The organism is Lysinibacillus sp. KCTC 33748 (assembly GCF_002237755.1).
In the GTDB taxonomy this organism is placed as follows: domain Bacteria; phylum Bacillota; class Bacilli; order Bacillales_A; family Planococcaceae; genus Lysinibacillus.
In genome coordinates this window covers 102,918-116,246 of record NZ_MWSJ01000005.1, presented here as the reverse complement: position 1 = coordinate 116,246, position 13,329 = coordinate 102,918, and the positions used below count along the sequence as shown (strand labels likewise).

At 31.5% G+C, this 13,329-nt stretch carries 10 protein-coding genes, 2 pseudogenes and 1 riboswitch; of the genes and pseudogenes, 5 read left to right on the top strand and 7 right to left on the bottom strand.

The genetic code is table 11. From position 1 onward, the window contains the following. Window positions 1–78: 78 nt before the first annotated feature. Window positions 79–824: pseudogene (locus B1B04_RS26140) on the bottom strand (polysaccharide deacetylase family protein). Between the two features lie 813 nt (window positions 825–1,637). Between B1B04_RS26140 and B1B04_RS09645 the strand changes: the two are divergent. From B1B04_RS09645 to B1B04_RS09625, 5 genes are all read left to right on the top strand, one after another. Beyond that, entirely contained in the window at window positions 1,638–2,306 is a 669-nt protein-coding gene (locus tag B1B04_RS09645; protein WP_079561264.1) for a GDSL-type esterase/lipase family protein, read from the top strand. Between the two features lie 305 nt (window positions 2,307–2,611). After that, the gene (locus B1B04_RS09640) at window positions 2,612–3,298 is read left to right on the top strand and encodes a GDSL-type esterase/lipase family protein (RefSeq protein WP_079561263.1); all 687 of its coding nucleotides are present in this window, start codon (window positions 2,612–2,614) and stop codon (window positions 3,296–3,298) included. 81 nt (window positions 3,299–3,379) lie between these two features. After that, window positions 3,380–4,786, top strand: coding sequence for an MBOAT family O-acyltransferase (locus B1B04_RS09635; protein WP_079561262.1), 1,407 nt, complete (start codon window positions 3,380–3,382; stop codon window positions 4,784–4,786). Between the two features lie 40 nt (window positions 4,787–4,826). Continuing rightward, window positions 4,827–5,975 (top strand): DHHW family protein, encoded by a 1,149-nt coding sequence (locus B1B04_RS09630; protein ID WP_079561261.1) that lies wholly within the window; start codon window positions 4,827–4,829, stop codon window positions 5,973–5,975. A 4-nt stretch (window positions 5,976–5,979) separates the two neighbouring features. After that, window positions 5,980–6,477, top strand: coding sequence for a DUF4358 domain-containing protein (locus B1B04_RS09625; RefSeq protein WP_079561260.1), 498 nt, complete (start codon window positions 5,980–5,982; stop codon window positions 6,475–6,477). A 585-nt stretch (window positions 6,478–7,062) separates the two neighbouring features. Here the strand turns inward: B1B04_RS09625 and B1B04_RS09620 are convergent. From B1B04_RS09620 to B1B04_RS09595, 6 genes and pseudogenes are all read right to left on the bottom strand, one after another. Further along, the gene (locus B1B04_RS09620; protein ID WP_079561259.1) at window positions 7,063–8,859 is read right to left on the bottom strand and encodes a sensor histidine kinase; all 1,797 of its coding nucleotides are present in this window, start codon (window positions 8,857–8,859) and stop codon (window positions 7,063–7,065) included. Continuing rightward, the gene (locus B1B04_RS09615) at window positions 8,856–9,539 is read right to left on the bottom strand and encodes a response regulator transcription factor (protein WP_079561368.1); all 684 of its coding nucleotides are present in this window, start codon (window positions 9,537–9,539) and stop codon (window positions 8,856–8,858) included. The genes B1B04_RS09620 and B1B04_RS09615 overlap by 4 nt, the downstream gene beginning before the upstream one ends. 518 nt (window positions 9,540–10,057) lie before the next feature. Further along, window positions 10,058–10,447 (bottom strand): spore coat protein, encoded by a 390-nt coding sequence (locus B1B04_RS09610; RefSeq protein WP_079561258.1) that lies wholly within the window; start codon window positions 10,445–10,447, stop codon window positions 10,058–10,060. 399 nt (window positions 10,448–10,846) lie between these two features. Further along, complete coding sequence (gene add / locus B1B04_RS09605) at window positions 10,847–11,839, bottom strand: adenosine deaminase (protein ID WP_079561257.1); 993 nt, start codon at window positions 11,837–11,839, stop codon at window positions 10,847–10,849. 65 nt (window positions 11,840–11,904) lie between these two features. Continuing rightward, window positions 11,905–12,003: riboswitch (purine riboswitch) on the bottom strand. Between the two features lie 295 nt (window positions 12,004–12,298). Beyond that, a complete protein-coding gene (locus B1B04_RS09600) occupies window positions 12,299–12,700 on the bottom strand; it encodes a hypothetical protein (protein WP_079561256.1) in 402 nt (133 codons plus the stop codon). A gap of 138 nt (window positions 12,701–12,838) precedes the next feature. After that, window positions 12,839–13,302 (bottom strand): annotated as a pseudogene (locus B1B04_RS09595) (hypothetical protein); the annotation flags it as partial. Between the last annotated feature and the right edge of the window lie 27 nt (window positions 13,303–13,329).

The following is a 13,329-nucleotide window of genomic DNA, read 5'->3' as shown; positions in this document are numbered from 1 at the left end:
TCTAAAAATAATATTTATCTGTTATAGTCGGTGATCCTTTTGGAAGTTTAGATAAAAATGGTTTGCATCGTTGTATACTCAAAATTCATATCCTTGCTCCTTATAAAATTTAATGATATCAGGAAGAGCATGGAACGTTTGTGGTTTTTCATGCATCAAAACAACTTCTACATCTTCTGTTGTTTGTCTTTTTACATTTTCTATAATCTGATTTGGTTTATCTTTTAATTCCCAATCACGAGAATCAATTGTCCAATCCCACGCCCTTATTTCAGATTCTGCAATTTGATTGCGAATTTCTTTACTCTCCAATCCTGGTGCAGACCCATACGGTGGACGAACTAGTTTAGGATTTGTACCGGTAATATCATATATAAGCGCTAACGTTTCTTTCATCTCTGGTACGAATTGTCCTTTTTTATATAGCTTATCACTATTATGTGACATACTATGTGCACCAATATAATGTCCCTCTATTACTGCTCGCTTTACACTTTCCTGATAATTTGTATTTTGCAAATTACTTCCTATCATAAAAATGTTACCTTAATATTTTGTTCCTTTAATACTTCTAAAAATTGACTTGTTAATGTAGTAGGACCGTCATCAAATGTTAAATAAACAACTTTCTCGACTGGCTTTTTATCAGGGCTTTCTTGCTTCTTTGGTGATGCATCATATAGTTCTTTTTCATGTTGTTGCATATTTGCTGGAATAGAGTTTAACTTTCCAATAAAAAAGAATATGAAAAAAGATATTGCTAGAACAATACCTAGGGATTTTACTACCTTTATTACATTTATTTTATTCTTTGATTCTTTGATTCTTTCATTATTTGTCTATCCTCTCTCTATTAACTATTACTTGTTATAAAGCTGAACCTTTTCTATTAGATTTATTATCTTCAAATGTTTATTACAATAAATAGTCTATTGGAGATAGATAAAGATAACATGCAGATAATATCTAAGTAAGCTAAAGAATAGTATTATTTACACTTATGTCATTACAATTTGTAATCAATACAAACAAAATAAAAATACTATTCTTCCTGGTTATAAAAATTTGAAAGAATAGTATTTTTTATAAATTAGTTAAATAAAAATTTTGCCATTCACTATACTTATTTTCGTTTTCTCCTAGAATTTTGTTGAACTCATTCCTTGGATTAAGCATATCAATCTAATTATTAACTACTTTTATTTATTCCAATTCATTATTTTCCTATCAACTAAAGGATTATGATTTTTAATTCTTTACTTACATCTTGCCTGACTGTGCGTGAGAAAGTGTCAATGTTGCTACAATTGCTATGGTAACTCCTAATGCGCTATCCAGGTAACTGAAGATAGTGATACATCTCGAAAGATTACATTTGGATTCTGAACGATACGTCTTTTCTTTTTATTATCATGGTAGTACAGATCCACTAGCTAACGATCTATTAACACGTTCATTTACTATAGAAAATATTGATTCTTCTAATAGTTAAAACTACCTTATTTTAATTCTTTAATTTACCTCAATCTAATCTGCATTTAATCTTTATCTCCATCTATTAACTTATATTCAGAACGATTTGCAAAACACTTTATATGTAAAGCCTAGACAAGACATAATACGAAAGGAAACTGTCTATGATAAAAAAACTGATTACAATCCCATTGTTAGGAATTACTGTCTTATCGGCTTGCGGAAATCTCGATAGCGAGAAAAAAATCGCTAAATCGGATTATTCTTCCACAATGTTTGAAAAAGAATCCTCCCCTGTGTCTAATATAGATACTTCTACATTTGGATCCGTTTTTAGAACAAGTGTATTTTTAGGAGATTCAATAACAGATGGACTTCATGATCTTGATTTATTGGACGAGGCTAACGTAGTAAGTGCTATTGGGAAATCAATTGGAGATGCTCATAAAGATGTTGAACAAGTAGTTAACCAAAAGCCGAAAAATATATTTATTTTGCTTGGACTATGTAATCTTATCGATACAAAAGAATCTGCTATAACTCAATACTCTCAACTGATTCAAGAAATAAAAGAAAAATTACCTGACACAAAGATAAATATCCTATCGATTACACCCGTTACACCGGAACGTGCACAGAAAGAAATGCGCTATCAAAATATTAATGATTTTAATGAAGGTTTTAAAACGTTAGCGAAAAGCGAACGAGTAAATTTCATCGACTTATCTCCGATATTCAAAAATAGTAAAGATCTGTATGTGAAGGACGGTATACATTTTAAGCCTGAATTTTACTCAATTTGGTTGGAGTACTTAAAAAATCAAATGAAATAAACCCTTAAAGGCATACAAAATCGTATTTATTATATAAAACTAATACAAAAGGAAGCGAACTATTGCTACAAGCAACAATTCGCTTCCTTTTTAATTATCACAATACATATTCTCTAAATTGAATTTGCATAATAACAACATTAAATTTTTTTGTTCCTTTCCTTCACTTTGTCTATTCTTTAAATGATTTATATCTTATCTGCATCTTATCTTTATCCAAAAGCATTAATCTATATTTTGTAAACGCCAGATGCTTATGCAAACACTATCGCTTACAAAAAATATGATTTGAGAGGAAGAAAAAGATGTTAAAGAAAGTATGTATTTGTCTAATGATGGGGGCTATTGCACTAACCTCCGCAGCCTGTGCAGATAAGGGAACTGAAAAAACTTCGAATACAGTCACACAAAATACCTCGCATGAAAAAAAACCGGAAGACATATATAAATCTATTTTTAAAAATAGTTTGTTTTTTGGAGATTCTGTTACAGAAGGACTTAATTATCAAGAATTAATCGATGATACAAATGTTATCGCTGACGCAGGTAAAGTTACAGTTATGGCATTAGAGGGGGATGTTGACAAAGTAGTAGAAAGAAACCCTGAACATATTTTTATGAGTTTTGGAATTAATGATTTACTAATGCCAATGGATCTTGAAGGAAACCCTATCGATAATCCAGTCAAGTATTCATTAGATAATTATTCAATACTAATACAAAAAGTAAAAGAAAAGCTTCCTAATGTAAAAATACACATTTTATCTGTAACACCTGTTACGGATAAAGCATTACAGGAGTTTCCACAATATATACACATTGATGAATATAATGCGAAACTTAAAGAGTTAGCAAAAGCTGAAAAAGCAGAATACATTGATCTATCTCCGATTTTTGATAAAAATACAGATTTACATGATGAAGATGGCGTACACTTTAAAGCTAATTATTATACGCAGCTACTCGACCTTGTAAAAATTTCTGTTAAGTAGTGTCCATATTTAAAAATTTACAGTCTAGAGGGACTGTAAATTTTTAAAAAGTAAGTTTAACTATTTAGGAGGTGACGAATCTTGGTATTCAGCAGCTTAATTTTTCTTTTTGTATTTTTACCATTAACAATTCTTTTATATTATATATCCCCTAAGTTTCTTCGGAACTTTGTATTATTTATAGTCAGTCTAATTTTTTACGCCTGGGGTGAACCAGTATATATAGTCATTATGATATTCTCCACCCTATTTGACTATGTGAATGGAGTACTTATAGACAAATATAGAAGTCGCAAGGGTATTACAAAAGCTATATTCATTAACTCAATCATAATAAATTTAGGATTACTTGGATTCTTCAAATATTATGGTTTCGTAGTGGACAACATCAATACCCTTTTCAACTTAAATATTCACGTTGAGACTCTCCCTCTTCCAATAGGAATCTCTTTCTATACATTCCAAACGATGTCTTATGTGATAGACGTATATTTAGGTAAAGTACATGCACAAAGAAATATTATTTCTTTCGGTACTTATGTAACAATGTTCCCACAACTTGTCGCAGGGCCTATTGTAAAATACAGCGATATTGATAAACAATTACAAGATAGAAAAGTAACATTAGATCGTTTTGGCGAAGGAATGGAGCTATTTATTAGAGGTCTTGCACTAAAAGTACTATTAGCTAATAATATAGGACTTCTTTGGACGAGTGTTAAATCAACCTCTATGTCAGACCTAACTATTTTAACAGCATGGATTGGGATTATTGCATTTGCCTTCCAAATTTATTTTGATTTTAGAGGATACTCGGCTATGGCTCAAGGTTTAGGGAAAATGTTTGGTTTTGATTTTCCAGAAAACTTTAACTATCCCTATATATCGAGAAGTGTCACCGAGTTTTGGCGTAGATGGCACATTTCACTAGGCTCTTGGTTTAGAGAGTATGTATACATCCCTCTTGGGGGAAATCGGGCAGGACTACTCAAACAGCTTAGAAATTTGTTAATAGTATGGTTCTTAACAGGATTATGGCATGGAGCTAGCTGGAATTTTGTTGTTTGGGGGCTGTACTTCGGATTATTTGTAACACTAGAAAAGCTATTTCTTTTAAAATGGCTTAAAAATAGAATGCGTATTATTGCACATGTGTACACACTTATTATCGTATTAATTGGATGGGTATTTTTTGAATTTGATAACTTATCAGTAGCAATTAGTTTCATCGGAACAATGTTTGGCTTTAATCAAACTGCTTTCTTGGATAATAATACACTCTATTATCTATCAACTAATTTTATGCTATTTTGCATCTTAACTATTTGTTCAACACCATTCCCCAAAAAGGCACTTGTTTATATAAGAGAACAATTGAAATTGCCAGGCGCTATTTGCATGCCAATCTTTTATGTAATATTAGTAGTTCTTTCAACTGCATATTTAGTAAACGACACTTATAACCCATTCCTATATTTTAGATTTTAATTTTTATCTATATCATATTTAGTTGAAAGAGGTGAGTTATTTGAATACTTATGAAAAAATATACAAACGTATAATGGCATGTTTGTTGTCACTGTTTATAGGTGGAATGTTCACTATTAATTTATTAACTCCAAACAAATCATTTTCAGATTCAGAGAATAGAAACTTAGAACAGTTACCCGTGTTCTCTATTCAAAATCTTTTAGATAAAAAATTCACTCCTAACTATGAAAAATATATTTCTGACCAGTTTGCATATAGAGATTTTTTGATCAGCATGAAATCTGATATAGATCGAACAATCGGTAAAAAAGAAAATAACGGAGTGTATATCGGTAAGAATGGTTTTTTATTTCAAAAATTTAATAAACCTGAAGATCAAGATGTGAAAAGTAAAATTGAAGCAATCAATAATTTTCATCTTGCAAATCCAAATGTGCAAAAACACGTAATGTTGGTACCTACGGCAATTAGTATTTTAGAAAATAAACTTCCTAATTATGTTTCGCGTGTTGATGAGGTTACGTATATTGATAAAGTAAAGAAATCCTTGAATAAGGAAATTAATTTTATTGATGTATATCCAATATTGAGTTCAAAAAAGAATGAATATATATTTTATAAAACCGATCATCATTGGACTACTAAAGGCGCATATTATGCCTATCTAGAGTTGAGTAAAAATATGAAATTTACTCCTATCCAAAAAGGGTCATTCAACATAAAAAAAATTACGAATAGTTTCTATGGTTCACTATATTCAAAAGCAGGTTTTAGACATATAGATCCGGATAGCATTGAAATATACGAGCCTAAGGAAGCTATCAAATACAAAGTGGAGTATGTCGATGAAGCTAAAACCTCTCAATCCCTTTATGAGATGAATAACATTAAGAAAAAAGATAAATATACTGTCTTTTTCAACGGAAATCATCCATTCGTGAAGATAACAACTGAAAATACGAATGGAAAAAAATTATTAGTTGTAAAAGATTCTTATGCAAATGCCTTACTTCCCTTTTTACTATCACATTTTAGTGAAATTCATATAATTGATCTTAGATACTATACCGATAACCTAAATATGTTCATACAAAAAAACAAAATCGAAGAAATGCTACTGCTTTACAATGCAAATACTTTCTTTGAGGATTCATCTATAACTGATTTAAACGACAAGGAGAATTAAACCTATGAAAATTATAATAAAATCTTTTAATATAAAATCTGTTATTACTATTTTTGCTTGCACAATTACACTAGTAGTTTTAAGTGGTTGTTCTGGAAAACAAGAAACATCTGATAACCCTTCCGCTATAGAAATAGGAAAACAAATAAAACAAACTACAAATATAGAAGAAATGAAAGAAGGAGATCATAAAAAACTTCAAAAGTTATATAACATAAATGCTGATGAAGTGGACAGTTTTGTTCTTTTTACTGCCCCTACAAACATTAAAGCTGATGAAATCACTGTGATTAAAGTAAAAGATATGAAAAATGTAGACAACATGAAAGAGAAAATTTCAAATAGAATCGAAAAAAAATCAAAAAGTTTTAAAGACTATTTACCAGAAGAATATTTCCTAATAGAAAAACATGTCTTGAAAACAAAAGATAGCTATATTCTCTTAGCAATTTCAAAAGACTCTGATGAAATAGAAAAAACATTTGATAAAGCCCTTAAATAACTAAAATAGAGAGTGTTCCCCACTCTCTATTTTTTTATTGTATTAAGCGGAGAATACTAAACAACCGATAACCGAGTTGTAAATCATTCAAGTGTTAAGCTTAAGGAAATTCCTCTTGAATAGTGGTCAAAAAAGAATGGAAGATTACATATATAGACTAGAAATCCCCATTATTAAATAACGCGTCTAGTATTTCTTTGCCAAAAGACGCAAAAGACAATAGAAACACTACAATTAAAATGGCTAAACTACCGAATATAATTGAGAACACTATCCCCTCTCCTAAACTAGCACTGTTAATTTAATAATACCTCAAATCCCATCCATATGGATAAACATTTCCAATTACCTTAGGCTAAAAAAATTATTGATTGAACAAATGGGTGTTCAATGTGTACTTCCGCTGGGAATCTGTCTGTTTACGAATCTCAATATTATGACGTTTCAATAATCCATAAATTGCTTGTCAAAACAGCGATGATCCCACAATTTTTTGTAGAATCATCGCTGCTTTTTTATCACAAGAGAATAAAAGCAACAATCTTTGAGAAAATAGCCAAAATTAAAAACGTGTAGAACTTAAATCTACACGTTTTTATTTAAATAGAAATAAAATAATACGCCATCTTCAGTATTTGATACACCATATTGTACGCCATGTAATTCTAAAATATTTTTAGAAATAGCAAGCCCTAATCCTGTCCCACCTTTGGAACGTTTACGGGAGGTATCCCCCCTATAAAAACGATCCCATATTTTCTCTAAATGTTCTAGAGCGATATGTGCCCCTTTATTTTCTACACATACCTTTACGCGTTCTTCTTCTTCAATAGTTGAAATAATAATATTTTCGTTTTCTGGCGTATAACGAATAGCATTGGTAATAAAGTTCGTAATTACTTGTTCAATTCTATTTTGATTTGCAACTACTTCAATTTTAGAAAGATATTTATGGACATGTAATTGCTTATTAGTTATGTCTAAAGCTACTTGCTCGTATATATATTCTATAATCTCATCAATAATGAAAATATCCATTTCCATCTTATACGTACCGGACTCAAATTTTGCTAGCTCCAGCATATCAATGATAAGCGTATCCATTTTATCTACTTCTTTTGACATTGCCTTAAAGTAATAATCTTTTTTATTACTAGCGACCCCGTCTTCCAAAATTGAAATACAGCTTTTCATAATACTTAAAGGCGTTTTTAATTCATGTGAAACGCCGGAAATAAACTCTTTACGTGTATTTTCTAATTGTTTCTCTTTCTCTATATCTTCCTGTAGCTGAATAATATACGAATTCAAAGTTTTTGAAAGCGTATTAATATTGTGCGATAAACTGCCAATTTCGTCTTTCGTAGTAATAGGTATCATTTCCGAAAAATCTAAATCCGCGATTTTTTTGGTCGTATTATTTATTTGTAACAATGGTTTAGCAATTTTTTTGGAGTAGTAGAATGATACTAAAACTATAAGAAGCAATACAAATATAATTAAATATACATAATAATCTTGTATCATCTGAACGGCTTCATCTACTGGTTGTAATGATGTCATAGCAAAAATATAATTTGTTTTACCATTTGAATCTTTTATAGGTTTAATTATTAGTTTATATTTAACACCATTCTCTTCATAATCCATTATTTCTGTAGAATCAAAATTAGTATTAGTATGATTTTCATTCATCATTAAATTCACTTGAAATTGTTTTATCCTGTTGATCAACACACGATTGGCATAAATAAAATTTGTCCCTACGATCCCCTGTGGGAGTTGTACTTTCTTAATACTACCTACTACATATATTTGTGAGTTTGTTTTTGGTATAGGTTCTGCAGTTTGTTTTCCATATAACATTTCTGATAGTTGCTTATTCTCTAAAGCAACATTACCATTTTCAACTGTTAAAATTGCAGGAACTATTGTTTCACCTTTTTGTATGCCATCAATAGTAATTCGATTGCCCTGCTCTAAAAGAAAAGCCGTTCGATGTATATCTTCTACATCGATAAAACTATACAGTGGGATATGAATGACACGATTAGAAAAATTCTTGTTTTTAGAAGGATCTAATTGTATTTCTAATGAAAAATCATTTGCAGTTTTAATATTTCCTACACTATCTAACGTTGTAATCCATGATGTATTTTCTTGGTAGAAATTTTGTTCCAGCTCTTGAATTGTTTTTAAATCATTCTCGGCCTTTACATATTCTTTTTCAAAAGACTCAATACTTGTTTTAATTTCATTGACCTTTCTGTTAGCATAATATTGCTTAAAAAAAAGGGTTTGTCCAATAAAAATAGTAACTAAAATAAGTGTACATAATGCTGTTGTTAGCAAAAATAATTTGAATACAATCCCTTTTTTCATACATTCCCCTCAAATTTATATCCAGCCCTGACAACAGTTACAATACAAGTTGCTTTATGTCCTAATTTATGACGTAAATTACGAATATGACTGTTGACTGTACGATCATCCCCAGCAAATTCATAACCCCAAATTTTAATTATTATTTGTTCTCTCGTAATAATAATCCCTTGATTCTGCATTAAATACGTTAATATTTCAAATTCGGTATGTGTTAGAGTTATAGTTTCTCCATCTACAGTTACTGCACGTGAGGGAAAATGTACATAGATGCCACTACTGGATAATGTATCTTCATTTGATTCAATTGCTGAAGAATTTCGACTTTCAATTAATCGTTTCGCTCTTGCTAATAAAATTGGTGGACTATAAGGCTTCGTAACATAATCATCTGCCCCTAGCTCAAAACCAAGTAATGTATCATCTTCATCTACACGCGCTGTCAACATAATGATGGGTACATTAGATGTTTTACGAATCCTTCTACAAACAGACCATCCATCTAACTCTGGCAGCATAATATCTAAAATAATTAAATGTACTTCATGTTCTTCAAATATCGTTAAAGCTTCTTTTCCATCTGCTGCTTCTAACACATCGTAACCTTCATTTAATAAATAATCTTTAACGATTTCACGTAAAATATCTTCGTCTTCTACAATTAAAATTGTTTTTTGCATTATTTGCTCCAATCTTTCTCTTATAATTACATTGTTTTCCATTTCTATACTTTTCAATTCATAAATTTCACTATGTTTTTCTTTTAATTTCATTGTATCAAAATGAGATATAGATAAAATGAATTTAATTTTTAGAAAAATACACTTTTCCATATTATTTTTAAAATTCTTTTGAAATTCGCAATAAGAATAAGAATGTTTTCCTTAAACAATTAAACAATTAGAGGTATATCGTTATGTAAAAAATGTCCATATAACAATCTACTATGACACTTTTAGTGGTCTCTTGCCTGTAACGTTTTACTCATTGAACAAAGGCTTGGGAATTACATCTAATGGTTATGAAGATACTTCACTTTTCCATCAGACCTCCCCAGAAAAGCGTATACACTTTCACACCATCTCTCCGCCTCATTTACTCGATATTGGATTTGCATGCCAGGCGTATAAAAAAACAAGCACCCAATAAAATTGGTCGCTTGTTTTTTGTACCCCTACATTTAAAATGGCAATAACATTTAGTTAATGAAATCTTGAGGAATACATTCACGAACACCAGAATTTCTCAAGGAGTTAAATAAAGCTGCACCGATTCTTAATAAAACATTGTTATCAGTACCATTTTCTAAATCATAAATTACGTAATATGCATTATCAACTGTAAAAATACATTTTCGTTCTAATTTAAATCCAGGTGGTACAGTTGGAAGATTAATAACTGGTCGAATCACAGGTGTATCTCCTTCATCTCTAATAAAATTGAAAGTTTGTTGGTCAATCTCATAGATATTAACCGGATCAATCTCCACACCTTGTTCTGGAATTGTAATTTCATCTTCAACTAATAGGAAAAAGCGTTCGTTTCGAAAATTGAAAAGACTTCTCGCTCCAATTTCAAATGATGCCATTTTATATTCACCTCCTCTTCATATATTAAGTTTATTCATATCGAATAAAGTTGCTTAGACAAAAAGGAAGGTGGAGTAAAGAGTAGAAATTATTATATTTTCAATACTTATAATACTCATGGTTGTTCGTCCGATTTTATCTCAGGAATTATTGTTACGAGCGATGGAAGATACATAGAACCTACATGAAATCCTATAACAATTCCAATCTCTGATAAACCGTGTATGTACTAGTATCTCTTTTGAAAAGAATTAATAAAGTTATTTAATTTTACTCAAAAAGATAAGAGCCTTGCTACAAATTATAAGTAGCAAAGCTCTTTATGTTGTTTCATTTACATTATCCCTAAAAAAATGTTCGAGTTTTGGGATAGTTTGTGTTGCTAATTTTAATTTTCTTTAATATTGTGCCAAACACCATTCTTTAGTTTCTTGATCGGCAAAGGATGCTTCTACACTATTTAAATAAATTAGTCGATAATCTTCTTCAGTTAGATTAAATTCATTGTCAACTAAATAAATTTCTTTTTCCATTGTAGTATCAGATACTGTTCTGTTATCCGTATTAAATGTCACTTTTATTCCATCTTTATGAAACTTATAAATCGGATGTTCTGAATAATTATGAACAGCTTTCGTCTGGACATTACTTGTTGGACACATTTCAAGCACTACCTGACTTTCTTTCACAATCTTATAAGCCTCGGCACAATCTTTAATAAATACTCCGTGTCCTATTCTTTCAGCACCTAGCAGTTCAACAGCATCTAGAACGTTTTTACCAATTCCTGTTTCACCGGCATGAATAGTAACTCTGTAGCCATATTTTTTAGCTAATGCAATTGGATCTACGAATTTTTCACAAAAGCCTTCTTCTTCGGATGCACATAGGTCGATTGCCACCACACCGTTTCCTAGGAACTTTTTCCCCTTTTCAACTACTTCAAATGCGCTTTCTACAGACATTGTCCTCATGCAAGACAAGATTATATTTCCTTTTATTTCGTAGCAGCTTTCGGCGTCCCTCATTCCCTCTATAACAGATTGAATAACTTCTTCAACATCAAGACCTTGTAATATATGAAGTAACGGGGCAAATCTAACTTCTAAATATTTCACATTTTCTCTTGTTGCATCCTCAAATAGCTCAAAAGTAATTCTTCTTAGGTTCTCCTTGGACTGCATGACCAAATTAGGAAGAGAAAATCTTTTTAAATACTCATCAAGGGATTCACATTCTAACGGAGCAATCAGCTCCTTTTGCAGTTCATCCTTATCAAAAGAGGGTAACTGAATACCTTCCTTCTGTGCAATATCAATAATAGTTTCACCCCTTAGGCTTCCATCCAAATGACAGTGAAGTTCAATTTTGGGTAATGCTAAAAAGTTCATTTTTGACCTCCTGAAATAAATTTTTAGATTAAAATACAAAAAAATTCCTGACTACAAAGAAAATACAAGTTTTGTACTTTCTTCGTAATCAGGAATTTCGGTTCCTGGTAGAGACCCCCAAACCATATTATTGGGGTTATACGGAATTTTATTTTTTTTAAATGATAATAAAAAAATATTAGATTGTCAATATGGTTCTTAACCTTTTGTTTAATGTAACATCATATCTTACAATAACGAATTCCCAGCAAGGAACCTTATTTAGGATTTTAAGTTATCAACGAACATCGACATTACGATTAGTACCTAAGGCAAATTACGGTTTATGGTACATTAAAATCCTTCATTAAAAAATGTCTGCTTTAGGTCATTAGCAGACATTTGGTGACTCGTGTGTTAAAGGTAGTACTTTACCTATTGACTTTTAATGTTGTTTTTTATTGCTAAATCATTTTAAGCTTAACAAGTCATAAATGTAATTTCATTTAAATCTATTGCAACCTGTTGGCCACTAGGTAGGAACCCACCTAAACTTTTTTCATCAATAGAAGTCACAAATACATTTAAAGTTCTTCCATCTCTTAACTTCATATTAGCCCATTTTTGAATACATCCACCAGTTTGTTGTGGTGGAGGATATGGTGGGTATGGTGGTGGATACTGCGGTGGAAATGGTGGGTACTGAGGCGGATATGGTGGAAATGGTGGGTACGGTTGTGGTTGTATTGAGCCAGGACTTATAAATGGTTGCGGCTGTATTGAACCTGGACTTATAAATGGTTGTGGCTGTATTGAACCTGGACTTATTTGACGTGGCTGTGGTTGGGTTGAACCCGGACTTCGCCGAAATGGTTGAGTCATGAACACACACTCCCTTATTTACCTAAATTTTTTCATCTAAATTAACTTATGTAAAATATCTAGATATGTATCCGCTATTATCTCTATTGCAATCTTAAATACCTCTAGATTGTTTTATTTTAAGGGCTATTAACTATTTTAGCCTCTTTTATCGTGCTTGTATGATACAACAAAAACAATCGTTCCGTCCTTCGGCATTTTTACTTTGTTATCGCCACTCACAACGGTAAAATTGACGCACACTCCCTTCTCATCATACACCGCGAATGAACTCTTTGATGACAACACCACGGTCATCGTTTTCCCTGCTATCGCTTGCGGGATCGTAAACCATCTCGCATGCCCGTTTGCTTGCAGCTAATTTTGGATGATTGGCCTGCATCCAGCGGTTTTACGTTGGATTCACTTACGTATAAATATCCGGACATCTCCATATATTCATCGCCGCCTTCTGTATAGAAACGGGCTTCCGTCGTATCACGGCCTGTCATCACAAGGATCTGGAGCTGATGCGCAGCCGAATTTGGGCCTGTAATTTATCTGCCGTCCCAATAGCCCTCTAGACCTTCATTGCGATTAATTTGTGTTGTAAGCGCTACTGGCTATATCGAGTAACATAATCCATCATT